Origin of the sequence: Achromobacter sp. NPDC008082 (assembly GCF_042957345.1) — a bacterium.
Classification (GTDB): Bacteria; Pseudomonadota; Gammaproteobacteria; order Burkholderiales; family Burkholderiaceae_B; genus Achromobacter; species Achromobacter kerstersii_A.
In genome coordinates, this window is the sequence record NZ_JBIBIB010000001.1 from 1,189,459 (window position 1) to 1,213,591 (window position 24,133).

Genomic DNA, 24,133 nt, shown 5'->3' on the forward strand with positions numbered 1-24,133 from the left:
GCTATTGGGCGTCGTGAAAGATCAGGCCCAGCGTGTGGCGCCGCCCGCTGCGCAGGGCGCTGACGCCGTGCCGCATGGCGGTCTTGCGCCACCCGCGCACGCCTGGCACCGGGCGTTGGTTCACCGTGAAGATCAGCGCATCGCCCTGTTGCAGCGGCAGAACCTCGGCGCGCTGTTCGCGGCTGCTGGTTTCGGTCATGACGAATTCGCCGCCCGTGAAGTCTTCACCGGGGCGTGACAGCAAAATGGCGACTTGCAGCGGAAACACATGTTCGCCGTACAAGTCCTGATGCAGGCAGTTGTAGTCGCCAGGGCCGTATTGCAGGATCAGGGGCGTGGGCCGCCGTTGTCCGGCGTCATGGCAGCGTTGCAGAAAGGCTGCGTGATCGTCGGGGTACTGCACGGCGATGCCCATCTGCCGGTTCCATCGGTTGGCAATCGGCGCCAGCCGCGGATACAGCGACGTGCGCAAGTCTTGCAGCAGGGGCGGCAGCGGATAGGCAAAGTATTGGTATTCCCCCCGCCCGAAGCCATGGCGCGCCATCACGATACGGCTGCGGTAACGGTCCGCCGCTGAATAGCCCGCCGCCAGTGCGATGCATTGCGCCGGCGTCAGCAGCGCGGGCGCAATCGCGTTGCCGTGCGCATCCAAAGAATGGGTGATCGCGGTCCAATCCAGGTCAGGCAAGGGGGCGGCGGGCAGGGCGGTCATGGGGTTTCGTTAAGGCTTTGTTGCGGCTTTGTGTGCGGCTTGGTATGCGGCTTGGTATGCGGCTTTGTTGCGGCAGATCGCGGCCCGAGGCAGCAGTCCCAGCTCATGCGGCAGAAACTTTCAGTCTACGCCCGCGCGGCTCACGCCGAACTCCGCTTGTTGCGCTGGCTTCAAAGCAGCGGCTCCAGCGGCAGCAGCGACACGAACCATACCGAAAACCGTTTCCACATCGTCGTGCCCGGCTCGGTGTCATGGCGAATGGTCTTGCCGTCGCGTTGTTCTAGCCAATAGAGATCGCCCTTGTCGTCCAGGCAAACCCGGTACGCCACATTCGGAATGTCTTCTTTGAACGCCTGCGCAATGCGGCTGGCCAGCGTGGGGCTGTCGATGACAAAGCCCAGTTCCGTGTTCAGCGTGGCCGAACGCGGATCAAAGTTGAACGACCCCACAAAAATGCGCTCTCCGTCCACGGCGAAAGTCTTGGCGTGCAGGCTTGAGCCCGAGCTGCCGAACGGACCCATGCTTTTGTTGCGCTCCACACCTCCCGCCTTGCGCTTCATTTCAAACAGTTCGATGCCGCTCGCCAGTAAATCCTTGCGGCGCTTGGCGTAACCGGAATGCACCACGGCCACGTCGGTCGCCTCTAGCGCATTGGTCAGCACCTGCACCTTGACGCCGCGTTGCGCCAGCTTCGCAAAAGCCTCCGTGCCGGTTGCCGTCGGCACAAAATACGGGGACACCAGTTCCAGGTCGGTCTTGGGGGCGCCGATGATTTCATGCAGCTGATGCGGCAGCATGGCCTCGGGCGGCGCGGTGCCGAGCGTTTTACGCGGGTCGTCGCTGACCATGCGGGTTGTCGCCCATTCCAGGGTCAGATCGCCCTGCATCAGTTGCCGGATGAAGGGCAACTGCCGCATGGCTTCGGCGTAGGCGGCGGCTTCGGGCGAGCGCTCGACTTTGCTGGCCTGTTGCGCCAGGGCCTGAAGTGCCCCAGGTTCGGCCGGCTTCAACAAACGATCCACCGGGTAGGCGGAATCGCTGGCCCAGTAGCGGTCGAAATCCATCGACACATCATTCACGGCCGCGCCGATGGCCAGCACGTCCAGGTCGGTGAACAGCACGTCGGTAGTGGCCCCGAAATACTCGTCGCCGATATTGCGCCCGCCGATGATGGTGGCCTGGTTGTCGGCGGTGAAGGACTTATTGTGCATGCGGCGGTTCAACCGCTTGAAATCCGTGACGTAGCCCAGCGGCTTCGGCCAGCGCAGCACGAAGGGGTTATACAGCCGCACCTCGATATTGGTGTGCTCGTTCATCGCGGATAGCACCGGGTCCAGCCCGGCCGTGCCGTTGTCGTCCAGCAGCAGGCGCACGCGCACGCCACGGTCGGCAGCTTCGTGCAGCGCTTCCAGCAGCATGGTGCCGGTCATGTCGTTGTGCCAGATGTAGTACTGCACATCCAGGCTGCGCTCGGCCGCGCGCGCCAGCATCATGCGCGCGGCGAAAGCGTCATAAGCGTCGGCCAGCGGGTGGATGCCCGACTTGCCGGGATGCACCGCCGCCACGGGAGCGATGCCGCGGCCCAGCGGCGTATCCGCCGATTGCTCGGGCGTCAGCGCGGTAGATTCGCTGCGCTTGTCCAGCGGGGGCAGGCTGCACCCGCTTAAAAATGAAAGGCAGAGGGCGGTCATGAGGAGGGGTTTGGCCAGAAGCATGCCGTATTGTGCCGAAATTTTCCGCCAGCCCTGGCGCTTGACAGGTTTTCGCATTTGAGAGAAATTCCCGGATATGGAAAATACGAATCTCGACACGGATCTTGACCGCCGCATCGCCCAGCGCCTGAAAGCCCTGCGCCTAGAGCGGGGCTGGTCGCTGGATGAACTTGCGGGCGTGGCGGGCGTCAGCCGCGCCACCTTGTCGCGCCTGGAAAACGCCGAGGTCAGCCCCACCGCCGCCGTGCTCGGCAAACTATGCGCGGCGCACGGCCTGACCATGTCGCGCCTGATGATGATGGTTGAAGACGACTTCGCGCCCCTGGTGCCCGAACACGCGCAAGCCGTGTGGGTCGACGACAGCGCAGGCTTTCGCCGCCGCTCGGTGTCGCCGCCCGCCCAGCAACTGGCGGGCGAAGTCCTGGCCTGCGAACTGGCCCCCGGCGCACGCATCGCCTACGAACAATCCCCCCGCCCGGGTCTTGAGCACCATCTGCTGATGCTTGAAGGCGAACTGCGCATCACCGTCGATGGCCAGACGTATGACCTGGCCCCCGGCGACTGCCTGCGCTACCAGCTCTTTGGCGCCAGCCTGTTTGTCACCCCGCCGCACCGCGGCGCCCGTTATCTGCTCTTCATCGTCTGAACCCGCCATGAGCCTAGACCAAGCAAGTACTGAAGTGAACCGGATTGAAGCGAGCCGGATTGAATCGGCCCAGACCCCCGAGGGCCGGACTGAAGCGAGCCGGGCTGAAACAAGCCGGATTGAAACAAGCCGGACTGAAACAAGCCGGACCCAAGCGAGCGGGATAGAAGTGATCCCGCTGTCGGCCGAAGCCGCCCGCGCCTGCCTGAATGAACTGGGCGCCGTGCTGCACGCCTGCGTGCACGGCGGCGCCAGCGTCAGCTTCGTCCTGCCGTATTCGCCCGAAGACGCCGAAGCCTTCTGGCGCAACAAGGTCCTGCCAGCCGTGGAAGGCGGCAAGCTGTCGCTGTGGGTGGCGCGCCAGAACGGCCGCATCGCGGGAGCGGTGCAACTGGACATCGACACGCCGCCCAACCAGCCGCATCGCGCCGAATTCCGCAAACTGCTCGTCCACCCCGCGTTTCGCCGCCAGGGCATCGCGCGCGAACTGATGCGCGCGGCCGAAGCGCAGGCGGTCCAGCTTGGCCGCACGTTACTTACGCTGGACACGCGCACGGGCGACAGCGCAGAACCCCTATACGCGTCGCTGGGTTACGTGACGGTAGGCCAGATCCCCGGCTTCAGCCGCGACCCGCATGATGCGGGCAAGCTGGATGCGACAACGATCATGTACAAGCGCGTGTGATCGGGGGCAGGGGGTCGGCGAAGCCACAGAGTTCGTCGATCTCTTTGGGGAAGGACGTGTAGGGCACGTTGTATTCGATGAACTCGGCGAGGCTGTCGGGGATCACCACGAACATCAGTTCAAGAATCTTGGCGGGGATCATCAGCGGCGCCCATCTCTTGGCTCTAGGCGTGGCGAGGTCGCGGCTGAAGTTTTCAGCCCATTCGCGATAGCCGTGCAGGAAGGTCTGTATACGTGAAAGACGGGCAGGAATGGGTGGTGGCTTTGGCAGGGATGCTGGGCCGTGTTCCATAAAGACTTGTAGGCAGTCCCACAGTTGTTTGGCGGAATCTCCATCATCACGCCAGCCAAGATTGCCGCAGGCGACGCAGACTTCCCGCGGCGGAGTTGGGTTCCAGTCGACGGCGAGCAGGTACAACGGATAACGGCTTGTGTAGCCACCCGCACCCACGATGGGAATATATCCGGCCATGGCTTGAAGCTGGTCCCATTCCAGTGTCAGCAGGTACGCATCATGCGGCATGACGAAATAGAGTTTGCGGGTGCCGCGATGGATACGAACGAAGCCGCCACGGAATTGGCCCGACAGCTTGCCGACGCAGAGGTACATGACGCCACCAAAGGTTGCGACGATCAACGGCATTAGTCCCAACAGGGTCCATACCGACGCGGGAACGGGGGGAGGCATTATCCAAGCGATGAATATCGCAAGGGCGACGCCCAGGGAGAAAAGGAATCCGATGCTTCTGGCGTGGTTGCTTCTCACCTGGTTACCGTAGGGTTCCAGCTCTATGCATTGATCATTTATTCGGCGTAGTCCGATTATTTCGGGAAGCCGCGCTCCGCCCATGGGCACATCGTCGGCCGTCAAGTGCTGTCGAGCGAATTTTCTGGCTCCGAGAAACAGGCTGCGAGGGAGCTTCTTGATGATGTCGTTGTCCTGGCTCATTTCGGAGCCTTGACGGGAGCAAGCTTGGCGGGGTCGATGGAGTCAAAAAGAAAGCTCGATGAAGTGAACACCAGCGGGTCTGGCGCGCCTGGTTGTTCCAGACCAATTGAAGGCAGGTTTTCGGGATCGGGCCGGTAGAGATACTCCAGCTTGACCTTGGCATCTTCGTGCATGCCGATGCGCCATCCGCGATCGGCGCCCGGGCCATCGGTCAATGGGCCGATGACGTACTGCGTGTTGAGATCCACGATAGCGCCGGGCGTGCGCAACGCGGCGGCGGCATCTACGGACTTCAGGGGCGCGCCGTAGAGCGTGACGTGGATTTTGGATTGAAAGTCGCTCTGCCCATACACCTCGGGCAGGGTGCAATGCAAACGCAAAGTACCTGCAATACCGCGATGGGCTTCCCACTTTGGCGTAATGCGGGGGCTGAAGTGCAAGCTGTGCCAGGCATCCAATTCTTGCGCCAGCGTGAATCGTGGCGTAACTACGCCCCAGGCAGTGTGCTTGAGCCAGATCTCAATTGGGCTGTGCTGGGCGTCATCGGCTTGAAGGGTGAAGTAGATGACGGCACCCATTGCGAGGAGGGCAATGACTGCCCATCCGCCTGGGGTAAGGCCTAGGACGGCGACAGCCTTTCCTCCGGCTGCCATAGCGGTCGCCACTGAAGCTACGCCTCCCGCACCGGTGGCGACGGTAAGTGCGCCACCGGCTATCGCTGAATACAGATGCATCCTTGCCTGTTCATGATTTGAGTCATGGCTGGCGCTGATCGCTTTTATGAGGTCGGCCGACGCCAATATGCCAGCGGCCGCCGTGCTAGCAAAAATGGCTCCTGACTTTAAGCGCGTGACGAGCATTGAACTCGCTATCGTCGTTCCTGCCCGAGGTGCTTGCATGGTTGAAAGCGCCAACGCGCCAACTTCCAATGAAGCCGCGGTTAGCGCGGAACCCGCCCCGAAAGCTGACATGACGGAAGTTAGACTGCGTTCTTTCTCCAACCCCTCCACCGCATTCCGCATCCCTCAAATCGCCAGCGCACCTCCCACCCCCGTCGACACCCCACCCGCGGCTGCTCGCAGCCGCTTCAAATTTCTCAACAACGGGTTGCCTTCCAGGTCCAGCGGCTTCTGCTTCTTAGCGACTGACGTCGTCCCTACCGTCTCCCATTCCCAAATTTCGATGTTCCCTACCTTCACGCTCGCAGCCTGCCCCTGTCCCGTAGAGGGTATGAACGCTCCAGGCCAACGCAGTTCCACATCCCGTCCCATCGCCACATAGCCCTGCAACGCCACGCTGTACGCCAGGTACTGCTGCGGCGTCACGAAGCGGCGGCCGACTGTTACGCCAAACCTTATTTCGCCCACATGCCGCAACCGTCTGACCTGGACCTCGGCGACCTCCGAGCGTGCTTTGGCCAGATAAGGCCAGATCAGCCGGGTCAGCAGATCCGTGACCAACGTGCCAGGCCGTTCTTCCATGATGCGATCCACCGCATCAAACAAGCCCTTACCGATAGTGAGCGGATTCGCCAGCCGCATCATCAGCGGCTTGTCGCCCGCGCTTAGCGCACGCCACAACGGGCTGATATCCGGCGCAGCCTCAATATGCTTCGCCAATTCCGCCAGCCCCTCGTCCGTATGCACCGCCGCTCCAAAGCAATGAAGCACGGTGGACTCGAAGTCGCGGGCGTTTTGCGCGCAACGCTGGTCGAAGAGGCTGAACGCCTGGCCCAGCAATCCCGCGGCGTGTACGCGTTGCAGCCAGGCGACGACGTCTGTGCAGGCGCGGGTGATGTTGGCCTGAAACGCGGCCACGCGAGCTTGGTATGCGGGAATGAAATCGCGCGCGCCTGCCAGGTTCACCAGCGCCCGTTGCCGGGCGAGCGCCGTCAAGGCGGGCGGTGTGGTGCTGTTGGCTTCGGCTTGTTTGAAGTAGGCGTCGATCAGGCCGGCGCTGTTTAGCCGGTGCTTGCTTTGCGTTTGATAGTCGTCGCGCTTTTTGACTTCGGTTGAGCACAGGTAGTTGAGTTCGCTGGCGATGCCCACGGGGTCTTGCAGCGCCACCGCTAGCGGCGCAACGTCTTTGCGGGCGCGCAGCGCGGCGTACATCTGGCTGATGACGTCACTGACATCCGGGTAGTGCTGCGCGGGCGCGATCTCGCTCCAGGCGTAATACGTCGGCACGCGGCTTAGCGTGGGACGGATCAGTTCGGGCGTGGACACCGTCAAGCGCGCCGCGTGAAATACGTGGGGCTGGTCCGGGCCGCCGGTGGGCGTGACGACGGTGGCCAGGGCGTCGCGCAGGCCATCCGTGTTCTGTTCTATTTGCCAAAGGGTGTTGTGCGTCAGGACGGTGTCGCTGATCAGCAGATAGACGGGGCCGTTGATCGCGGCGGGCGGGGCCAAGAGGTAAGGCGCGGCGCCGGTGACGTCGGGCCTGGATTGCGAACCTGGCGTCGAATGTTCGTAGTCGGCGTCGCTCCACCAGATGGGCGCGAAGCGGATGTCTTCAGTGACTTGATAGTGCCGGTTCCACATCTGCCCGTGGTCGACGTACAGCAGATAGACATAGGTGCCCGGGCGCAGGACGCGCAGGCCATAGGCCTTGCCGCCTTGCAGGACGGGGTAGCCCGGCGTCTTCAATAGGGTGTGTAGCTCGCTGCGGTACGGAGCGTCGGCGATGCCGTAGCGCAGCGGGTATATCGGCACGCCCGCTTCGCACGGCGGTGGCGAAATGGCCTTGCCCACCTGCTTGGCGCTGGGATGCGGGGTCTGCAAGGCAGTGGGGCAGTCGCGGGTGGTCATGACGGGCTCCGTTCGTGTCGTCACGGCTCGAAAGGCCGGATAGCAGGCGGAAAGGGCCGCCATAGGCTGCTATGCAAGAACGGTGCCAGGTTAAGGAATTAAAAAATAATCCTTGTGAATCAACGGGTTGAGGGAAATAAAAACGCGCGGGCCACAACCTTTGCCGTCGACGCGGCAAAAATCAGCGGTTTTGCACGGAAAAACGGGCCAGATTTGACTCGATTTTTCTAAGTCATTGATTAACCACAATAAAAAACGGGCCAGATTTGACCCGATCGAGTCAAATCTGGCCCGCTCTCCCTGCGCTGCGTGGGCAGGGGGCGAAAATCAAGCCAGCGGCTTGATTCCCACGCTGTACGGAGGCGCGTTGCCGCGCGCGGCTGCCTTGATCTTCAGCATCGAGCCGCCCGGGGTGAATTCGAAGTCCTGAAGCGGCACTTCAAACCACTGGTGAAAGCTGGTGCGGGAAAATTCTGGCACCCAGACCTTGGCGCGCTTGGCGTCGCAATGGAATTCGACCAGCGTGCGGTCGATGCCCAGCGGGCGGGTGTTGCCGATGCGGTAGCTGACGCGCAGTTCGGCGCTTTCGGTCGAGCCGGGGCGCCAGGTCAGGCCGATGGATTCCATGAATTGTTCAATCGCCTGAATACCGCGATACATAGCTGACTCCGAATGCTGGCGGGCGCCACGCGCCCACGAAAAGCCGCCGCATGGGGCGGCGGGAAACAGACGGATTATCCGCCATTCCGGGCGGGCCTGCCCAGCGGGCGGCTCGGGGAAGGCGCGGAGGCGGTGTCAGGCCTGTATGGCGACGTACGCTCCCCGCGAGCAAATGGACTTCACGCAGCCGCTTTTGCGCAGAATTGCAGGATGGCGTCGGCTACCGCCTGCGGGGCTTCCCGTTGCGGAAAATGGCCTACGCGGTCCAGCACGCGGCGTTCGTAGCCGCCGCTGAAAAATCCTTCCTTGCCTTCCGAGGTGGCGGGCTGGTTGCAGGCGTCGGCGCCGCCGTGCAGCACGAGCGTGGGTACGCTCAACACCGGGGCAGGGGTCAGCAATGCGGTGTCCGCGTCGTACGCGACATCACCCGGCGCGTGGCCCCAGCGATGGCGGTAGGAATGCAGCACCACGTCGGCCCAATCAGGGTTGTCGAAAGCGCGCGCGGCCTCGTCGAATTCCGCTGGCGTGTACCAGGCGCCGGGCGACCAGGTGTCCCACATCATGCGGGTGAAGGCGCGGCGGTCGTTGCGCACAGTGGCTGCGCCGCGTGGCGTGGCCATGTACCAGTGGTACCAGTAGTTGCGAGCCTGCGTCAGCGACAAGGGCTGGTTGGGGTCGTTCGTGCCGTATCCCACCGACAGCAGCACCAGCTGCGCGGCCACGCCCGGACGCAAGCCGCAGGCGTTGGCCGTGGCGCGCGCACCCCAGTCGTGGCCGACCAGCGTGGGTTGCGCAAGGCTCATCGCATCGATGAAGTCCAGCAGGTCGCGGCCCAGCGCCGCCAGTTCGCCGCTGCGTGGCGTGTCGGCATGACGAAAGCGGGTTGGCCCAAAGCCGCGCAACGCGGGGCACAGCACGCGGTACCCCTCGGCCGACAGCCGCTCGGCCACGGGAATCCAGCTTTCAGGGCTGTCCGGCCAGCCATGCACGAGCACCGCAGTGCGGGACCCGGCGGGGTTCCATTCCAGGTAAGCGATATCCAGCACGGGGGTCTGGACGTGGGCATAGGCGGGCATGGTGCGGTTCCTTCTTTCAGTGACGGTGCTGTCACGATAGCGTCGGCGCTTGTCATGATTCTTGATGAATAGCCGATTATTATCAACAAATCATGAATAGAGAGAAGCAGCACGATGGATACCCCTAACGAACCGACCGGCGCCGTACTGGACCTGACGCTACTGCGCACGTTTCTGGAAGTGGTGGACTGTGGCGGCTTTGCGCTGGCCGCCGACGCGCTGGCGTTGACGCCGTCAGCCGTCAGCGGCCACATCAAGAGGCTGGAAGTGCTGGCGGGCGCGACGCTGCTTGAACGCACCACGCGCAGTTTTGAAGTCACGCCCGCAGGCGAGACGCTGTATGCCTACGCGCGCAACATCGTCGATCTGGAACGCGAGGCGCGCGCCCGCTTGAGCGGCACGCGTCTGAAGGGCCGATTGCGCGTGGGCTCGTCCGAAGACTTTGCGGGGGCGTGGCTCGCCGAGGTGCTGTCCGCCTTTCATCGCGGGCATCCGGAAGCGTCCATTGAATTGAAGGTGGGCGTGACGGCGGACCTGCTGCGCCAGCAGGCGCGCGGCAAACTCGACGTGGTGTTCGGCAAGCAATGCGAGCGCGTGCAGGACGACGGCGAACTGCTGTGGGAAGAGGAATTGGTGTGGGCTTGGGGCGCGGACAAGGTCTGGACGCCCGGGCGCCCCGTGCCGTTGGCGGTGTTTCCCGAACCCTGCGTGTATCGCGAAGCGGCCATCACCGCGCTGGGTAAAGCCGGGCAGGAATGGTCGCCCGCCTTCGAAAGCGGCAGCATGGCGGGCTGCCTTGCGGCGGCGCTGGCAGGTTTCGCGGTGGCGCCTGTTGCACGCAGCCAGTTGCGTGAGGGGCTGCGGCCCTTGTCGCTAGATGACGGGCTGCCTGAATTGCCCATGACGCGCTTCTACGCGTTTCTGCGATCCGCACAACCGGCCGTGCAGGCGCTGGTGGCCGCAGTCAGACAGACGGGGCAGCGGCGGCGCTTCGGGCGGTGATTCAGACGGCGTTACAGCGCCCGCGCCACCATCGCCCGCCCACTGCTATCGACCCCATTGAGTAAAGCAAATGGACGCCGCGCGTCATGGCCCGCACCATGGCGCTCATGTCCTCTATAAGACCTGCGCCGATTACGCGGGTCAGCGGGGCGCTTTATTCAAGGAATCAACATGGCAAATTTCATCCTCGCATTGGTCAACGCTGAACTCTCGCTGTTTGGTGTGCAGACAGACAATGAACCCGTCGTCGCGGCATCCGCCGTTGCCGGCGACGCGCCGAGCTTTGACAGCGAACACTACCGCAGCGCCTTGGGTTGATGCGGTTGCCCTGACGCGCCAAGCCTCGCAGAACATCATCGGAGAAATAGGCAGGTTTCACGCAAGAACAAGCCTGTACGCACTGCCGCGCGATTCTTAATATCCCTACCAGGCTCAGAGCCGATGCCGTCGACATGAAAGCATCGGTTCCCGCCGCGCCGCCCAAGCATCTTGCCGGCGGTGGCAAGCAGCAAGCAAGGGAAGGGAATCGCATGAAATCCGAAAAAATCTGGTTGGTGACGGGCGCGTCGGCAGGCTTGGGCCTGGTCTTGGTAAAGCTGTTGCTGGACTTAGGGTACAAGGTGGCGGCGACGTCCCGGGATGGCGACGCCTTGCTGGACGCCGTGGGCGCCAAACTTGAAGGCCAGTTTTTGCCGCTGACCGTGGACGTGGCGGACGAACGCAATGTGCGCCGCGCGGTGGACGCTACCGTCGCCGCGTTCGGCGGTGTGGACGTGGTGGTCAACCACGCCAGCGTTGCACCGCAAGGCGCGTTAGGCCAACTGCCCGACGCCGACGTGCGTGCCGGCTTCGACATCAATGTCTTCGGCATGCTCAACGTGATCCGCGCCGTGCTGCCGCGCATGCAGGCGCAGGGCGGCGGGCATGTGTTCAACCTGTCGTCCATTCTGGGTTTCGATGGCGGCCATGCGCAGTGGGGCGCCTACAGCGCCAGCAAGTTCGCAGTGGCAGGTTTGACCGAAGCGCTGGCGGCGGAAGCGGCGCCGATGGGTGTGCGCGTGTCGTTGGTGTACCCCGGCGCGATGCGGGCGCAAGCCCGGCTTGATTGCGCCGACGCACCCGAAAACGCCGCGCGCGATCCGCAACGGCGCGAGTCGGGCGCTGACCCCGTCAAGGCCGCGCAAGCGTTGATTCAGGCGGCCGAGGCGCAGTACGCGCCGCTGCATTTGTTCCTGGGACGCGACGCATTTGATCAAGCGCGCGGCAAGATCCATTCGGTGCAACAGGAGCTTGCGCGCTGGCGCGAGATGTCGGTGTCTATCGGCTTTGTCGACGAGCGCCGGCTGGCGGCGTAACGTCAGCCGGATAACGATACGTAGCGCGGGCCGCGATGGCCGGCGCTTACCCCTGCCATCCTTGCACCACCTGGTACGCGCCCAACAACGCCAGGCTGATCATGAAGCACAGCTTGAAGGTGCGTGCCGATAATTTGTCGCGCAGCGCCTGTCCCAGCGCCATGCCGGCCAATGCAGGCAGCAACATCAACACTGACGCGCCTGCCGCGGCCGGGCTGTAGCCGCCGTTCAGCCACAAGCCCGCCGCCAGCGCCACGGTGGATACCGTGAACGAAATTCCCATCGCCTGAATCAAGCCGTTCTTGCCCAGGTTCAATGCCTGCAAATAAGGCACGGCGGGAATCACGAAGACGCCGGTCGCGGCCGTGACGACACCGGTGATCGCGCCCACCACCGCACCCAGCACGCCTTCGTGCCGGGCGGGAACGGCGGGCGGCGTGCCGAACAAACCCCACGCCGCATACGCCATCAGCGCCAGCCCTAAACCCACGCTGGCCCAATGCCCGCTGGGCGCGCCCAGCCACAGCGCGCCCGCAAGCGTGCCAAGGCATACGCCTGCCTGCATCGTGCCAATGCGGCGCAAGGTCTGAAGCAGCGTGGGCCACGGCCGCGCTTGCCATAAGTTTGTGATGAGCGACGGCACGATGAGCAGCGCGGCGGCCTGCGCAGGCGCCATCACCAGCGCCAGCATGGCCATGGATATCGTGGGCAGACCCAAGCCCACCACGCCCTTGACCAGACCGGCCAGAACGAACACCGCCACGGTGATGGCCAGCAGTTCCGGCGTACCGTCGGGCAACACGTTGAACGAGTTCAATGCGTTCATGATGCGCGCTCGCATCGGTTTCCGATCGTCATTTACCGCCCTTCCTATGCAGATGCCAAAGCCAGATTCTGCGCCGCGATGCGTGCGAATCCGCATCGGGATCTTGCGTAGCGGGCCTATGGTTGCGCCTGAGGCTGGCGTGCTACGCTGCCCGAATGCGATTCGACCTGACCGATCTGCGGCTTTTCCTGAACGTGCAGGAAACCGGCTCCATCACGGCGGGCGCCAAGCGTTCCCACATGACGCTGGCGTCTGCCAGCGAACGCATACGCGGCATGGAAGACACGCTGGGTGTGCCGCTGCTGCTGCGCGAGCATCGCGGCGTCGCGCCCACGCCGGCCGGGCGCACGCTGGCGCATCACGCCCGGCTGGTGCTGGGGCAGATGGACCGCATGCGCGGTGAACTGGATCACTACGGACTCGGCCTGAAAGGCCATGTGCGCGTGTTGTGCAACACCACCGCGCTTAGCGAATACCTGCCGCCGGTGCTGGGCGAGTTTCTGAAGGACTACCCGCGCGTGTCGGTGGATCTGGAAGAACGCACGAGCCTGGAAATTGCCGACGCGCTACGTGCAGGCATGTGCGACATCGGCGTGCTGGCGGATTCGGCGGACCTGCATGGTTTGCACACGCGCACGTTCCGCCATGACCCGCTGACATTGATCGTGCCGCGCGGGCATGCTCTGGCAAGCCGCCCGTCCGTCATGCTGGCTGAGGTGGCTGGCGAGGAATTCGTGGGGCTGGTCGAAGGCAGCGCGCTGCAAGCGCACATCGCGCACCATGCGCGGCGCACGGGGAAACCGTTGTCGTACCGCGTGCGTTTGCGCAGTTTTGACGCCGTGTGCCGAATGGTCGGACACGGCGTGGGCATTGCGATTGTGCCGCGCGTGGCCGCGGTGCGTCATGGCCGTGCGGCCGGCGTGCAGCGCGTGGCGCTGGCCGATGATTGGGCCGCGCGCGATCTGGTGTTGTGCGTGCGCGAACCGTTGCCGGCTTACGCCGCCGAGCTGGTGTCGTATGCGTTGCGCGATGCGCCGGTGACCGCGGCGTCGGCTGCGCAGGCCGCCGTCACATCTGCGCCCCAGGGCGTATCCGGCGCAGATGCCCGCGCTCGAACCACGAGCCGGACGCGACGGCGGTAAGGATGATCAGCCCGTAAAGGCTCATCGCCACCGCCGCCACCAGGAAGAACACCGTCAGCGATCCGGTCAGATGCAGCGCGAGGCCGCCCGCGCCCACGGCCATCAGCAGACGCAGCAAGCCCGCCAGCAACGGCCACTTCAGCCGCCCCGCGCCTTGCGATGCGAAGTACATCGAAAACCCCATCGCGAAAAATCCGTACACGGGGCCGACCGTGCACAGGTACGTGGCGCCTGCTTCCAGCATGTGGTCTTCGGCGCCGAACAAGCGCAGCCAGGGCTCGGGAAAAAACGCCGCCGCCAGGCCAATGGCTTCGGCCAGTACGAAGGCCATCGCGCCGCCGGTCAGCGCAATCTTCATCGCGCGTTCCGGTTGGCCCGCGCCGATGTTGGACGCCACCATCGCCACCATCGGCGCGCCCAGCCCGAAGGCGATGGGGATCAGCAGATACTCCAGGCGCACGGCAATGCCATAGCCCGCCACCGCAGCGGTGCCGGCATACGCGCCGACGAGTGCGGCGGTCAGCGCCACCAACGCATTCGTCAACAAGGGGTTGAGCGTGGCCAAGGCCCCCACGCGAAGAATGCTGCGCATCAGGTTCAGGTGCAGCCGGCTCGCGACCAGCCGCGCCGGGTTGCGGCCGCTGGCGCAGTACGCGCCCAGAATCAGCGCGCCCACGCCGTAGTAGATGACCAGCGCCCAGCCGCCGCCCGCGACGCCCAGCGCGGGAAACGGCCCCCAGCCGAAGATCAGGCAGGGCGATAGCGGAATCAGCAGCAGCGCGCCGCCACAGATCACCGCGCCTGGCACCAGCATGTTGCCGGTGCCGCGGATGACGCTGGCAAACGCATTCATCAGCCACATCAACACGATGCCGCCGAAGATGACATTCGAGTACGCCAAGGCGGCGTCCAGCGCTTCTCCTTCGGCGCCCAGCGCGCGGTACAACTGCGGCCCGAAGGCCAGCAGCAGCACGCAAAACAGCAAGCCCAGCAGGGCGTTCAGCACGACGGCATGCAGCACCAGTTGATCGGCCTCTTCTTGCCGCCCGCCGCCCAGCGCGCGCGCCACCGCTGCCGAAATGCCGCCGCCCATCGCGCCTTGCGACATATTGCCCATCAGAAACAGCACCGGCACCACCAGCGCCACGCCCGCCAGCACGGAGGTGCCCAGCCGCGCCAGGAACCAGGTTTCGATCAGCCCCGTGGCCGACTGCGCCGACATCATCAGGATGTTGGGCCAAGCCAGACGAGCCAGCGTGGGGGCGATGGGCGCTTCAAGCATGGCCTGCAAGCGCGCATTGGCGGGGCGTGGCGGGGGAGTCGCTGACATGGGTGGGGTGGAGGGCGGAAAGGGGCGAAGGGGGGCGAAGGGGGCGAGGGAGTGGCAGGGCGCAAGGCGCAAAAAAACAATGCGATAAAATTTACGTGCATATGCCAATATCTGTCAACAAGAGGCTGGACGCAAGCCGGCTGCGGCAGTAGCGTTATGACCTTGTTCCCTACACTTCTCCCGTGCCCGCTGTCATGCCCCCCGCCGATTCCCCCGTCCCCGCTTTGGTTCAGGACCCGCTCGTCTGCAACGGCGCCGCCTTGCGCAAGGCGACGCGGCGTGTGTCGCAGTTGTATGACACGGTGCTGGCGCCTTGCGGCTTGAAGGTGTCGCAGCATTCCATCCTGATTCACATCGCGCGCGCCGGCACGCCGTCCATGACGGACCTGGCGCGCGCGTTGGTGCTGGACCGCTCTGCCTTGGCGCACAATCTGAAGCCGTTGGAACGCGACGGCTATGTGCAGATGTCACGCGATGAGCACGACGGCCGCAGCCGGCGCGTGGCGCTGACGGATGCGGGCCGCGCCAAGCTGTCGGAATCCAAACGCTTGTGGAAAGATGCGCAAAGCCGGTTTGAGGCGGCATACGGCGTCGAGCGCGCAGCGGCGTTGCGGCACGCGTTGGCCGATATTTTTTCGGATGAGTTCGCGCTGGCGTTCAGCCGGGGGTAGCGACTGCCATTGGAACTGCCGCTGACCGTCCGCTATCGGCGGCGCGAGAACAGCCGTCCGCAACTAGCCGTCCGCAACTAGCCGTCCGCAACTGGACGTCCGCAGCTAGCTAACCGCAACTAGCCGTCAGCAACTGGCCGCTTTCCTCCATCACGATTCGCCACGCCCAACAGCAGCACCGCACCCAGCACGCAAGCCATGCCCCAGCGCTGCGCGCTCTCCAAGGTTTCGCCCAGCAAGCCCGTCGCAAGCAAGACGGCCGATACGGGCGCCAGTGCGGTAAACAGCGCCGCTTCCGACCCTTGCACCCGCGCCGCGCCCGCATACCAAAGCAGGAAGCCGCCTACCGTGGGCACCAAGGCATAGTAGGCAACGGCCATCAGCGCATCGCCAGACACGTCCAGCCGCCAGGGGGATTCCGCTACGCTGGCCAGCGCTGAAAACGCGAGCCCCAGCGCCGTCATGATCGTCGACAGTGCAAGCGCTGGCACGGGCGTGCGCAGCCGCTTGTTGAGCAATATGAACAGTCCTTCACACAGCACCGCGCCCAGTATCAGCGCGTTGCCCAGCCACGAAGATGCGCCGCCCGCGTTTGCCGCGTTGCGCATCATCAGCCAGACGCCGACGCCCGCCGCTGCAATGGCGGCAAGCGTCGCCTTGCCGGGGCGTTCGCCCAGCAACACGATTGCGATGCCGGCCGTGACCAGCGGCAGCGTTCCCAGAATGATGCCGCCGTCTACCGCCGTGGCGCGTTGCAGCCCGGCGATCAACAGAGTGGTATAGCCCACGCTGCCAGCAATGGCTTGCGCGGCAAGCAGCAGCCAATCGCGGCGATCCAGCCGAGGCAGGCGCGCGCCGGTCGCGGCCATCAACACCGCGAAGCAGGGCAGCGCCATGGCAAAGCGCAGCGCCGTCGCGGTGAAAGGCGGCAGGCCCGCGGCAATGATCTTGCTGGCCACCACCGTGCTGCCCACCAGCGCCATGGCCGCGGCCAGGCAGGCATACCCCAGCCATTTTTCACGCATGCTCGGTCCCCATCAGGGTGAAGAAGCATGCAGGCTAGCGGGCAGGGAGACGGCGAGTCTTGAACGAAATTGCAGCGCGGGGCCGCTTAGCTTGCGGCCAGTGCGTAGTGGCGGGGCGACACGCCGTACGTGCGCACGAACAGCCGCGTCATGTGGCTTTGATCGGCAAAGCCGCTTGCGGCCGCGGCGTCGGCCAAGGCCATGCCGTGGCGAATCAACTGGCGCGCGCGCAGCAGCCGGCGCTGCATTTGATACGCGTGGGGCGTCATGCCGGTGGCGCGGGCAAAGGCGCGCAGCACCTGGTAGCGGCTCAGTCCGCTTGCCATCGCAAGATCCGCCAGCGATAGCGGCGCGGCAGGATCGTCGTCGATCAGGCTGCGGGCATGACGAATGGCATCGGGCGTGCCGGGCAGTAATTCCGTCCGCCGCCCGCTCGCGTTCGGGCTGCACGCGTTGATCAGAATGCGCAGCAGCAGCGCGTCGCAGGCCAGGGGCGCGGCGCCGTGTGTGGCATGGGCGTAAAGCGCCAGCACATCGCGGGCCAAACCGGGGTGGTCGCGGGCGGGGTGTTCGAATTCGTAAGTGGGTTGCGTGCCGCCGTCGGCATAACGTTCGGCCACGGCTTGCGCAACGACGTCCGGGTCCAGGTACAGCATCTGCCAGGCTCGCGCGCCGTCGCCGATGGGCGCGCCATCGTGAATCTCGCCGGGGTTGACGGTGATGACGTGGCCGGGGCCGGCCTCGACCTGTCCGCGTCCGCTGTGTGATACCTGCGCGCCTAGGCGCATGACGCCGATGCCGAACTGGTCATGCATGTGCCGCCCGAACGCGCGCCGGCTGTGCGCGGCCACGGCCTGCACGCCGGCGAGCGCACTGCGATGCATGATGAATTGGCCTTGGGACATGGCGGCGGATCTTGGCAAACGCGGGGTGGTGTGCGGCCAGTATCGCTTGCCGATCCCGGCGCAATCAAGCGCTTACTGCAAGCCGTTCCAGCGCGCCACCGCGGGCTCCGCCGCCGCCCATTTCCATTGCCCGCTCTGCTGCCGGCAGATCATGCTGGTGTAGGCGGGCGCGGGCGCGTCGTCCTGTTCCACCGTGAACAGCACCTCGCGGCAGCGGGTCAGCGCCGTGTCGATGTCGCGCACCACCTGGATGCCGCCGCGTTCATTGCCCACGGGCAGCGTGTGGCGGATCTGCCATTGCCGCACTTGGCCAATCGGCAATTCGCCGGCTGCATTGGCCATGACGTTTTGCTGGTCGTTTTTCCATTCGCGCAGCACGTATTTCACGGTGGCGTCCACGGCGGCCTGCACCGTTACACCGATGGCGTAGCCCACAACCGGGTTGGCGGTGGCCGCGCCACTGGCCGTTCCTACCACCGCGCCCGCTGCGCCGCCAATCGACGAGCTTTGGCAGCCGCTCAGCCCCAGGCAGGCGGCCAGCGCCAACAAGCCAGCGCGGCGCATCACTGCAACGACCCCCAACGCGCCGTGGCCGGCTCGGCGCTGGCCCAGCGCCATTGCTCGCCGTCGCGGCAGACGGTGGTGATGTAGAACTCGCGCACCGGGTCGTCGCCCGCCTTCTCTGCGGGCGTGTCGAGCGAAAACACGACTTCCTTGCAGGCGAGCCCCACGCCGCCAATCAAGCGGCTGACGGTGACCTGGCCTTGCGCGTCGCTTTCAATAGGGAGCTGATGCTTGACGTTCCAGTGCGCCACCGCGCCCACGTCCAGCGGCCCGGCGGCCTTGGCGATGGCGTCCTGTTCTTCGCCGCGCGTCTTGCGCTGCGCATAAGCCAGCGCGGCTTTCGCGCCCGCCTGCACGCCCAGGCCGATGCCGGTGGCGACGTTGGGGTTGTCGGTGACTTTATTGGCGATCGCCGTACCGGCGATACCGGCGCCAGCGCCGGTGCCTTCGCTCAGCAACGAGCTGCATCCGGACAGGGCGGTCAGTGCGGTGATGGCAATCAGGGCAAGCGCGCGGCGGGTCGCGCGGGGGAGCATGGGGATGAACAACGACGTGCTTCCTGCGTAATACTGGGGCGCCGAAAGTATAGGAGGGCGCGCGGCGCCGTGGCCACGTCCCTTGCAATCCTTAGCAATTTTGCAGACCGCCTAGTTGCCGGGACGCGCGCCTTTTGTGTAGACGTCGCGCAGCGCCGACGCGAACAAGGCGTCGACATTGCGCCGCAACCCGTCCGCGCGCGTGAACAGCGAAATCGGCGGCAAGGTCCAGTCAAAGGAATACGGTACGATGGCCGCACCGGCGATACGCACCAGTTCGTCGGCGATATCGGCGGGCAGGATCGACACGGCGCGGTCGCTTGCGACGATCATTTCACCAATCAGCTTGGACGAATCGCTTTGTACCGACGGCGGCGGCGGCGCGAGCCCGGCGCGCAGGAAAATGTCGGCCACCTGTTCGCGGATGGGGCTGCCCGGGGTGCCAAGAATCCAGTCCAGATCCGCCAGCCGGTTCCATTCCAGCCGAGACCGGCCCAGCCTTGCCGCCAAGCGGCGGCTGGCGATCAGCCGGGGCTGCTGGTGGTAGAGCACTTCAAAATCGATATTGCTCAGGTCCACCGATGGCGTCGCCCAGCCGACGACGATGTCCAGCGTGTGGTCGCGCAACTGGCGCAACAGCGCGGGCCCCTGGCCTTCGTGGATGGTGGCGGTGATGCGCCGCCCTTGCGGCAGCGTGCGGCTGATGGCCGCCGACAGCATCTGCCCCGACACGAAGGGGATAACGCCGATGTGCAGATGGGCGGCGTGGCCGGCCGCCACCGCTTCCATTTCCTGCACCAGATGGCCCAGGTCGTGCACCAGGCCGCGTGCGCGGGCCAGCACGACGGCGCCCAGCGGCGTCGGCGTCATGCCGCGCACGGATCGGTCGAACAGCGGCACGTCGAACATGCTCTCCAGTTCGGCCAGGGCGTTCGTCACGGCGGGCTGGCTGGTGGCCATGTGCTCCGCCACCCGCGTCAGCGACCCGTGCTGCTCGATTTGCAGCAGCAGCATCAGGTGGCGCATCTTCAGGCGCGAGGTCAGTTTCCGGATGACGGCATCCGGGTCAAAGGCTGTCATAGACAGATCATAAGGTTAGGGTAATGGGACGATATTAAATCCGAATGATCACCTTATGTCTTGGGGCCTAGAATTTTTCCATATTCAAGACAGCGAGGCACAAGCCCCATGAACACGCAATCCGACCGCCAGGCCGCCCTGGACTATCACGAGTTCCCCACCCCGGGGAAGATTTCTGTGGTGGCCTCCAAGCCGCTCGTCAACCAGCGCGACCTGGCGCTCGCGTACTCGCCCGGCGTGGCGTCTGCCTGCGAAGAGATCGTGGCCGACCCGGCCAATGTCTACCGTTACACGGCGCGCGGCAATCTGGTGGGCGTGATCACCAACGGCACGGCCGTGCTGGGCCTGGGCAATATCGGCGCGCTGGCGTCCAAGCCGGTGATGGAAGGCAAGGCGGTGCTGTTCAAGAAGTTCGCCGGCCTGGATGTTTTTGACATCGAAATCAACGAAACCGACCCGGACAAGCTGGTCGAGATCATCGCCGGCCTGGAAGCTACCTTCGGCGGCATCAACCTGGAAGACATCAAGGCCCCCGAATGCTTCACCGTCGAGCGCAAGCTCCGTGAACGCATGAAGATCCCGGTTTTTCACGACGACCAGCACGGCACCGCCATTACCGTGTCGGCCGCGTTCATCAACGGCCTGAAGGTCGTGGGTAAAGACATCAAGAAGGTCAAGGTGGTCACGTCCGGCGCGGGCGCCGCCGCCTTGGCTTGCCTGGACCTGATGGTGGACTTGGGCCTGCCGCTGGAAAACATCTGGGTGACGGACATTGAAGGCGTGGTCTATGAAGGCCGCACCGTGCTGATGGACCCGGACAAGGCACGCTTTGCGCAGAAGACGGATGCCCGCAAGCTGGCCGAAGTGATTCAGGACGCCGACGTGTTCCTGGGCCTGTCGGCAGGTGGCGTGCTGAAACCCGAGATGGTTGCCGCCATGGGCACGCGCCCGCTGATTCTGGCGCTGGCCAACCCGACGCCGGAAATCCTGCCGGAAGTGGCGCATGGCGTGCGCGACGACGTGGTCATGGCCACGGGCCGTTCGGACTACCCGAACCAGGTCAATAACGTGCTGTGCTTTCCGTACATCTTCCGTGGCGCGCTGGACGTGGGCGCCACCACCATCACGCGCGAAATGGAAATGGCGGCGGTATACGCCATTGCGCAACTGGCCGAAGAGGAACAGAACGAAGTCGTGGCGGCCGCTTACGGCACCTATGACATCTCGTTCGGCCCCGAATACCTGATTCCCAAGCCGTTCGACCCGCGCTTGATCGTGCGCATCGCCCCGGCCGTGGCCAAGGCCGCCATGGACGGTGGTGTGGCCACGCGCCCGCTGGCTGACCTGGAAGCCTACGAAGAACAGTTGCAGCAGTTCGTGTACCACTCGGGCGCGTTCATGAAGCCGTTGTTCTCGGCGGCCAAGCGCATCGTGCGCGGTGGCGGCAAGGCGCGCATCGTGTTCACCGAAGGCGAAGACGAACGCGTGCTGCGTGCGGTGCAGGTGATTGTGGACGAAGGCCTGGCGCGCCCCATCCTGGTGGGCCGCCCCGCGGTGTTGCTGTCGCGCATCGAGAAATTCGGCCTGCGCCTGCGCCTGGGCGAAGACGTCGAAGTCACCAACCCGGAATACGACGAACGCTTCCATCAGTACTGGACGACGTACTGGGAACTGATGTGCCGCCGTGGCATCACCAAGGAAATGGCGCGCGTGGAAATGCGCCGCCGTCTGACCTTGATTGGCGCGATGATGGTGCATCTGGGTGACGCCGACGGCATGGTCTGCGGCACGGTGGGCGCGTATCACGACCACCTGCGTTTCGTGGATGAAGTGATCGGCCGCCGCCCGGGCCACAACGTGTATGCCGCCATGAACATTCTGCTGCTCAACGAGCGCACGGTGGTGCTGGTGGACACGCACGTGAACGACGAGCCCACGGCCGAACAGATCGCTGAATTCACCGTGATGGCCGCGCACGAAATGGCCCGCATGAATCTGGCGCCGAAGGTGGCGTTGCTGTCGCGGTCGAACTTCGGTTCGGGCAGCTCGGCCTCGGGCGCCAAGATGCGCCGTGCGCTGGAGCTGGTGCGCGAAGCCGCGCCGGAAATCGAGATCGACGGCGAAATGCACGGCGACTGCGCGCTGGACGAAGCGCTGCGCATGCGCATCCTGCCGTCGTCCACGTTGAAGGGCGAAGCGAATCTGCTGGTGTGCCCGAACGTGGATTCCGGCAACATTGCCTACAACCTGCTCAAGACGGCAGCGGGTGGCAACGTGGCGGTTGGTCCGTTCCTGTTGGGCGCGAATGCGCCGGTGCACATTTTGACGTCGAGCTCGACGGTGCGCCGCATTATCAACATGACGGCCATGACCGTGCTGGACGCCAACCGGGTCGACGCCGCGGTGTAATCCGTTACGCCAGGCCGATTCTCCCAGCACCAATCAAAAAGCCCCTTGCGGGGCTTTTTTTCATGGGCAGGCGCTTTAGTTGCTGCTGGCCTTCCAGGTGCCGTCGGGCATTTTGCAGAACCAGAATTGCCATTTTTCCGTGGTGCTGGTGCGCGCGAAGTCCGCCACCAGGAAGCGGCACGTGCGGTTGTCCTTGACCGTCGACGTTTGCGTCGGCGTGAGCTGCACGGTGATCGGCGCGGCCTTCTTGGGCTGGGTCTTGCTGGCCCATTCGGTGCGCTGGCCGTCGGCCGAGCTGTTCAACGCTTGCGCGATGGCTTCATGGAACGAGGTCCGGTCGCCCTTGGGGATCTGAGTGATGAGCGAGTTGTTCAGCATCACCGGCGGCGCGGCGACCGCCGCTGCCGACATACCGCCTGCGACGAGCAGTGCGGCGAGAACGCGGGTATATCTCAAGATAGGCTCCCTTCTTATTGACCAGATTGTTATGCGTGCGATGGAGCCGATAGTACGCCAAGCCATGCGCTGCGTAAAAAAAAAGGCCGCCAGATTGCCGGCGGCCAAGGTACAACAAGGGGAGGGTAAATCGCGTTAATCGTGATGCCGGGGCCGGTGTGTGCGGCCCCGGACAAGATCAGTTGCTGTGATAGACGCCAGCGAAGGGCATGTCGTTCGGTTCAACGTTGGACACTTGGCCTGCGGCTTTGGCGGCGGCGAGTTCAGCCTGCACATCGGCGCGGGTCTTGCCCGATTGCGGGGCGCCGTAAACGCCTTGGAAGGGCACGTTGTTCGGTTCGACGTTGGTGACCAGGCCAGCGGCCTTGGCGGCGGCCAGTTCGGCTTGCACCTGGGCGCGGGTCGGGCCTTCGTACTGGGTGCCGTAAACGCCTTGGAAGGGCACGTTATTGGGTTCGATGTTTTGCGATGCGTAGGCGCCGGCGCTCAGGGCGGCCAAGGACAACATCAGTGCGGTAGCGAGGGTCTTCTTCATGGTAAATCTCCGATTTCAAGAGCCTGGGGGCGAATCCGGCGGCCTATCCGTCGTGGTTCGTTGCTGTTTCCCGATGACTGAATTCTGCGCCGATTGAAGGTAGGGATAAACCCGGATATCCGTAAAAGATATTTCCATGAATGGAAAAATATCCTTCGATTTAGTCGATAGCCTCCATTCATGGAACTGATTGAACGTCCTCTGCCCCGCTGGGAGCCGGCATGGAAAAGGTCCATCTGACACGTGAAAAAGCCACGCTGCTGATCACGCTGTACGCCAAGGCGGAAGAAAGCCGTCTGCCGGATTCCCTGTTGCAAGACCACTACGCGGCCGAGGCCGTGGCGCGCATCGACCACGACTTTTCCGCGTTGCGCATGCGCCGCGACGAGATGATCGGCCTGGCGATGCGGGCGTACTCGCTGGACGGCTGGGTGCGCGAGTTCATCGCCGCCCACCCTGGCGCCACGGTGCTGCATCTGGGGTGCGGGCTGGACAGCCGGGTGTTTCGGGTGGACCCGCCGGCAGAGGTCAGCTGGTTCGACGTGGACTATCCCGACGTCATCGCCCTGCGGCGCGCGCTGTACCCGTCGCGCCCTGGTTACACGGTGATTGGCTCACCGCTGTCGGATCTGGCGTGGCTTGCGCAGATTCCCACCGACAAGCCGGCGATGGTGGTGGCCGAAGGCCTGTTCCTGTACTTACAGGAAGAAGAGGTGCTGCAACTGATGCGCGTGGTGACCACGCAATTTCCCACCGGCGAGATTGCGTTCGACGCCTATAACCGGCTGGGCTTGGCGCTGGCGCGGCGCAACCGCATGTTCCGGGCGACGGGCGCCGTGATGCGCTGGAGCCTGGATAATCCGCAGAACCTGGAGGCCCAGGTGCCAGGCATGCGTCTGCGCACCGAGCAGGGGATGGAAGCGGCCAGCGATAGCGGACAGCGGGCCAGGCTGAGCGGGTTCGCGCGCATGGGACTGTGGTGGATGCGACGCGTGTTGCCGCTACGCCGCTTGGGACGGCTGCTGCGGTACCGTTACTAGCGCGGTGCCG

At 64.6% G+C, this 24,133-nt stretch carries 25 protein-coding genes; 9 read left to right on the forward strand and 16 right to left on the reverse strand.

Annotated features, from left to right (window positions below; translation table 11 throughout):
* Position 1: 1 nt before the first annotated feature.
* Both ACFZAI_RS05245 and ACFZAI_RS05250 read right to left on the reverse strand, forming a co-directional pair.
* Positions 2 to 712, reverse strand: a complete 711-nt coding sequence (locus tag ACFZAI_RS05245; protein ID WP_391565916.1) for a 2OG-Fe(II) oxygenase — start codon at positions 710 to 712, stop codon at positions 2 to 4.
* A gap of 170 nt (positions 713 to 882) precedes the next feature.
* Entirely contained in the window at positions 883 to 2,427 is a 1,545-nt protein-coding gene (locus ACFZAI_RS05250) for a phospholipase D family protein (RefSeq protein WP_391565917.1), read from the reverse strand.
* Between the two features lie 73 nt (positions 2,428 to 2,500).
* Here ACFZAI_RS05250 and ACFZAI_RS05255 point away from each other — a divergent pair, with 73 nt between their 5' ends.
* Both ACFZAI_RS05255 and ACFZAI_RS05260 read left to right on the forward strand, forming a co-directional pair.
* Positions 2,501 to 3,070 (forward strand): helix-turn-helix domain-containing protein, encoded by a 570-nt coding sequence (locus ACFZAI_RS05255; RefSeq protein ID WP_391565918.1) that lies wholly within the window; start codon positions 2,501 to 2,503, stop codon positions 3,068 to 3,070.
* A gap of 169 nt (positions 3,071 to 3,239) precedes the next feature.
* Positions 3,240 to 3,755, forward strand: coding sequence for a GNAT family N-acetyltransferase (locus ACFZAI_RS05260; protein WP_391565919.1), 516 nt, complete (start codon positions 3,240 to 3,242; stop codon positions 3,753 to 3,755).
* Here ACFZAI_RS05260 and ACFZAI_RS05265 read toward each other — a convergent pair.
* From ACFZAI_RS05265 to ACFZAI_RS05285, 5 genes are all read right to left on the reverse strand, one after another.
* Positions 3,736 to 4,704, reverse strand: coding sequence for a hypothetical protein (locus tag ACFZAI_RS05265; protein WP_391565920.1), 969 nt, complete (start codon positions 4,702 to 4,704; stop codon positions 3,736 to 3,738). The genes ACFZAI_RS05260 and ACFZAI_RS05265 overlap by 20 nt on opposite strands.
* Positions 4,701 to 5,564 (reverse strand): hypothetical protein, encoded by an 864-nt coding sequence (locus ACFZAI_RS05270; protein WP_391565921.1) that lies wholly within the window; start codon positions 5,562 to 5,564, stop codon positions 4,701 to 4,703. The genes ACFZAI_RS05265 and ACFZAI_RS05270 overlap by 4 nt, the downstream gene beginning before the upstream one ends.
* A gap of 165 nt (positions 5,565 to 5,729) precedes the next feature.
* Entirely contained in the window at positions 5,730 to 7,511 is a 1,782-nt protein-coding gene (locus ACFZAI_RS05275) for a toxin VasX (protein WP_391565922.1), read from the reverse strand.
* A gap of 327 nt (positions 7,512 to 7,838) precedes the next feature.
* The gene (locus ACFZAI_RS05280) at positions 7,839 to 8,171 is read right to left on the reverse strand and encodes a hypothetical protein (protein ID WP_054422673.1); all 333 of its coding nucleotides are present in this window, start codon (positions 8,169 to 8,171) and stop codon (positions 7,839 to 7,841) included.
* 179 nt (positions 8,172 to 8,350) lie between these two features.
* Positions 8,351 to 9,247 carry an alpha/beta fold hydrolase gene (locus ACFZAI_RS05285; RefSeq protein ID WP_391565923.1) on the reverse strand — a complete coding sequence of 299 codons (897 nt, stop codon included), beginning with the start codon at positions 9,245 to 9,247 and terminating at the stop codon, positions 8,351 to 8,353.
* 114 nt (positions 9,248 to 9,361) lie between these two features.
* On the opposite strand from ACFZAI_RS05285, the gene ACFZAI_RS05290 reads away from it, so the two are divergent.
* From ACFZAI_RS05290 to ACFZAI_RS05300, 3 genes are all read left to right on the forward strand, one after another.
* Positions 9,362 to 10,249, forward strand: coding sequence for a LysR family transcriptional regulator (locus ACFZAI_RS05290; RefSeq protein WP_391565924.1), 888 nt, complete (start codon positions 9,362 to 9,364; stop codon positions 10,247 to 10,249).
* A gap of 171 nt (positions 10,250 to 10,420) precedes the next feature.
* On the forward strand, positions 10,421 to 10,567 hold the full coding sequence (locus ACFZAI_RS05295; RefSeq protein ID WP_391565925.1) for a hypothetical protein: 147 nt from the start codon (positions 10,421 to 10,423) through the stop codon (positions 10,565 to 10,567).
* A 212-nt stretch (positions 10,568 to 10,779) separates the two neighbouring features.
* Positions 10,780 to 11,604 carry an SDR family NAD(P)-dependent oxidoreductase gene (locus tag ACFZAI_RS05300; RefSeq protein ID WP_391565926.1) on the forward strand — a complete coding sequence of 275 codons (825 nt, stop codon included), beginning with the start codon at positions 10,780 to 10,782 and terminating at the stop codon, positions 11,602 to 11,604.
* A gap of 46 nt (positions 11,605 to 11,650) precedes the next feature.
* Here ACFZAI_RS05300 and ACFZAI_RS05305 read toward each other — a convergent pair whose 3' ends face one another.
* Positions 11,651 to 12,430: a sulfite exporter TauE/SafE family protein gene (locus ACFZAI_RS05305; protein WP_391565927.1), complete on the reverse strand. Its 780-nt coding sequence runs from the start codon at positions 12,428 to 12,430 to the stop codon at positions 11,651 to 11,653.
* Positions 12,431 to 12,585: 155 nt separating this feature from the next.
* Here ACFZAI_RS05305 and ACFZAI_RS05310 point away from each other — a divergent pair, with 155 nt between their 5' ends.
* Positions 12,586 to 13,572, forward strand: a complete 987-nt coding sequence (locus tag ACFZAI_RS05310; RefSeq protein WP_391565928.1) for a LysR substrate-binding domain-containing protein — start codon at positions 12,586 to 12,588, stop codon at positions 13,570 to 13,572.
* Here ACFZAI_RS05310 and ACFZAI_RS05315 read toward each other — a convergent pair.
* A complete protein-coding gene (locus ACFZAI_RS05315) occupies positions 13,499 to 14,902 on the reverse strand; it encodes an MATE family efflux transporter (RefSeq protein WP_391565930.1) in 1,404 nt (467 codons plus the stop codon). The genes ACFZAI_RS05310 and ACFZAI_RS05315 overlap by 74 nt on opposite strands.
* A 194-nt stretch (positions 14,903 to 15,096) precedes the next feature.
* On the opposite strand from ACFZAI_RS05315, the gene ACFZAI_RS05320 reads away from it, so the two are divergent.
* Positions 15,097 to 15,573, forward strand: a complete 477-nt coding sequence (locus ACFZAI_RS05320; protein ID WP_391565931.1) for a MarR family winged helix-turn-helix transcriptional regulator — start codon at positions 15,097 to 15,099, stop codon at positions 15,571 to 15,573.
* Positions 15,574 to 15,692: 119 nt separating this feature from the next.
* On the opposite strand, the gene ACFZAI_RS05325 is transcribed toward ACFZAI_RS05320, so the two are convergent.
* The 5 genes from ACFZAI_RS05325 to ACFZAI_RS05345 form a co-directional block, all read right to left on the reverse strand.
* The gene (locus ACFZAI_RS05325; protein ID WP_391565932.1) at positions 15,693 to 16,598 is read right to left on the reverse strand and encodes a DMT family transporter; all 906 of its coding nucleotides are present in this window, start codon (positions 16,596 to 16,598) and stop codon (positions 15,693 to 15,695) included.
* A gap of 86 nt (positions 16,599 to 16,684) precedes the next feature.
* Positions 16,685 to 17,503, reverse strand: coding sequence for an AraC family transcriptional regulator (locus ACFZAI_RS05330; protein ID WP_391565933.1), 819 nt, complete (start codon positions 17,501 to 17,503; stop codon positions 16,685 to 16,687).
* A gap of 72 nt (positions 17,504 to 17,575) precedes the next feature.
* A complete protein-coding gene (locus ACFZAI_RS05335) occupies positions 17,576 to 18,067 on the reverse strand; it encodes a hypothetical protein (RefSeq protein ID WP_054423303.1) in 492 nt (163 codons plus the stop codon).
* Entirely contained in the window at positions 18,067 to 18,603 is a 537-nt protein-coding gene (locus tag ACFZAI_RS05340) for a hypothetical protein (RefSeq protein WP_391565934.1), read from the reverse strand. Before ACFZAI_RS05340 ends, ACFZAI_RS05335 begins: the two co-directional genes overlap by 1 nt.
* Before the next feature lie 111 nt (positions 18,604 to 18,714).
* Complete coding sequence (locus ACFZAI_RS05345; protein WP_391565935.1) at positions 18,715 to 19,683, reverse strand: LysR substrate-binding domain-containing protein; 969 nt, start codon at positions 19,681 to 19,683, stop codon at positions 18,715 to 18,717.
* A gap of 108 nt (positions 19,684 to 19,791) precedes the next feature.
* Here ACFZAI_RS05345 and ACFZAI_RS05350 point away from each other — a divergent pair, with 108 nt between their 5' ends.
* Positions 19,792 to 22,092, forward strand: a complete 2,301-nt coding sequence (locus tag ACFZAI_RS05350) for an NADP-dependent malic enzyme (RefSeq protein ID WP_391565936.1) — start codon at positions 19,792 to 19,794, stop codon at positions 22,090 to 22,092.
* 75 nt (positions 22,093 to 22,167) lie between these two features.
* Here ACFZAI_RS05350 and ACFZAI_RS05355 read toward each other — a convergent pair whose 3' ends face one another.
* Both ACFZAI_RS05355 and ACFZAI_RS05360 read right to left on the reverse strand, forming a co-directional pair.
* On the reverse strand, positions 22,168 to 22,548 hold the full coding sequence (locus ACFZAI_RS05355) for a hypothetical protein (RefSeq protein ID WP_391565937.1): 381 nt from the start codon (positions 22,546 to 22,548) through the stop codon (positions 22,168 to 22,170).
* Positions 22,549 to 22,726: 178 nt separating this feature from the next.
* Positions 22,727 to 23,083: a DUF4148 domain-containing protein gene (locus tag ACFZAI_RS05360; protein WP_054422659.1), complete on the reverse strand. Its 357-nt coding sequence runs from the start codon at positions 23,081 to 23,083 to the stop codon at positions 22,727 to 22,729.
* Between the two features lie 221 nt (positions 23,084 to 23,304).
* Between ACFZAI_RS05360 and ACFZAI_RS05365 the strand changes: the two genes are divergently transcribed.
* A complete protein-coding gene (locus ACFZAI_RS05365; RefSeq protein WP_391565938.1) occupies positions 23,305 to 24,123 on the forward strand; it encodes a class I SAM-dependent methyltransferase in 819 nt (272 codons plus the stop codon).
* Positions 24,124 to 24,133: the final 10 nt, after the last annotated feature.

What these genes read in the sequence shown, in the direction of transcription:
- ACFZAI_RS05245 (WP_391565916.1), bottom strand. Translation starts at nt 712, where the DNA reads ATGACCGCCCTGCCCGCCGCCCCCTTGCCTGACCTGGATTGGACCGCG.
- ACFZAI_RS05250 (WP_391565917.1), bottom strand. Translation starts at nt 2,427, where the DNA reads ATGCTTCTGGCCAAACCCCTCCTCATGACCGCCCTCTGCCTTTCATTT.
- ACFZAI_RS05255 (WP_391565918.1), top strand. Translation starts at nt 2,501, where the DNA reads ATGGAAAATACGAATCTCGACACGGATCTTGACCGCCGCATCGCCCAG.
- ACFZAI_RS05265 (WP_391565920.1), bottom strand. Translation starts at nt 4,704, where the DNA reads ATGAGCCAGGACAACGACATCATCAAGAAGCTCCCTCGCAGCCTGTTT.
- ACFZAI_RS05270 (WP_391565921.1), bottom strand. Translation starts at nt 5,564, where the DNA reads ATGCTCGTCACGCGCTTAAAGTCAGGAGCCATTTTTGCTAGCACGGCG.
- ACFZAI_RS05275 (WP_391565922.1), bottom strand. Translation starts at nt 7,511, where the DNA reads ATGACCACCCGCGACTGCCCCACTGCCTTGCAGACCCCGCATCCCAGC.
- ACFZAI_RS05280 (WP_054422673.1), bottom strand. Translation starts at nt 8,171, where the DNA reads ATGTATCGCGGTATTCAGGCGATTGAACAATTCATGGAATCCATCGGC.
- ACFZAI_RS05285 (WP_391565923.1), bottom strand. Translation starts at nt 9,247, where the DNA reads ATGCCCGCCTATGCCCACGTCCAGACCCCCGTGCTGGATATCGCTTAC.
- ACFZAI_RS05290 (WP_391565924.1), top strand. Translation starts at nt 9,362, where the DNA reads ATGGATACCCCTAACGAACCGACCGGCGCCGTACTGGACCTGACGCTA.
- ACFZAI_RS05295 (WP_391565925.1), top strand. Translation starts at nt 10,421, where the DNA reads ATGGCAAATTTCATCCTCGCATTGGTCAACGCTGAACTCTCGCTGTTT.
- ACFZAI_RS05300 (WP_391565926.1), top strand. Translation starts at nt 10,780, where the DNA reads ATGAAATCCGAAAAAATCTGGTTGGTGACGGGCGCGTCGGCAGGCTTG.
- ACFZAI_RS05305 (WP_391565927.1), bottom strand. Translation starts at nt 12,430, where the DNA reads ATGAACGCATTGAACTCGTTCAACGTGTTGCCCGACGGTACGCCGGAA.
- ACFZAI_RS05310 (WP_391565928.1), top strand. Translation starts at nt 12,586, where the DNA reads ATGCGATTCGACCTGACCGATCTGCGGCTTTTCCTGAACGTGCAGGAA.
- ACFZAI_RS05315 (WP_391565930.1), bottom strand. Translation starts at nt 14,902, where the DNA reads ATGTCAGCGACTCCCCCGCCACGCCCCGCCAATGCGCGCTTGCAGGCC.
- ACFZAI_RS05320 (WP_391565931.1), top strand. Translation starts at nt 15,097, where the DNA reads ATGCCCCCCGCCGATTCCCCCGTCCCCGCTTTGGTTCAGGACCCGCTC.
- ACFZAI_RS05325 (WP_391565932.1), bottom strand. Translation starts at nt 16,598, where the DNA reads ATGCGTGAAAAATGGCTGGGGTATGCCTGCCTGGCCGCGGCCATGGCG.
- ACFZAI_RS05330 (WP_391565933.1), bottom strand. Translation starts at nt 17,503, where the DNA reads ATGTCCCAAGGCCAATTCATCATGCATCGCAGTGCGCTCGCCGGCGTG.
- ACFZAI_RS05335 (WP_054423303.1), bottom strand. Translation starts at nt 18,067, where the DNA reads ATGCGCCGCGCTGGCTTGTTGGCGCTGGCCGCCTGCCTGGGGCTGAGC.
- ACFZAI_RS05340 (WP_391565934.1), bottom strand. Translation starts at nt 18,603, where the DNA reads ATGCTCCCCCGCGCGACCCGCCGCGCGCTTGCCCTGATTGCCATCACC.
- ACFZAI_RS05345 (WP_391565935.1), bottom strand. Translation starts at nt 19,683, where the DNA reads ATGACAGCCTTTGACCCGGATGCCGTCATCCGGAAACTGACCTCGCGC.
- ACFZAI_RS05350 (WP_391565936.1), top strand. Translation starts at nt 19,792, where the DNA reads ATGAACACGCAATCCGACCGCCAGGCCGCCCTGGACTATCACGAGTTC.
- ACFZAI_RS05360 (WP_054422659.1), bottom strand. Translation starts at nt 23,083, where the DNA reads ATGAAGAAGACCCTCGCTACCGCACTGATGTTGTCCTTGGCCGCCCTG.
- ACFZAI_RS05365 (WP_391565938.1), top strand. Translation starts at nt 23,305, where the DNA reads ATGGAAAAGGTCCATCTGACACGTGAAAAAGCCACGCTGCTGATCACG.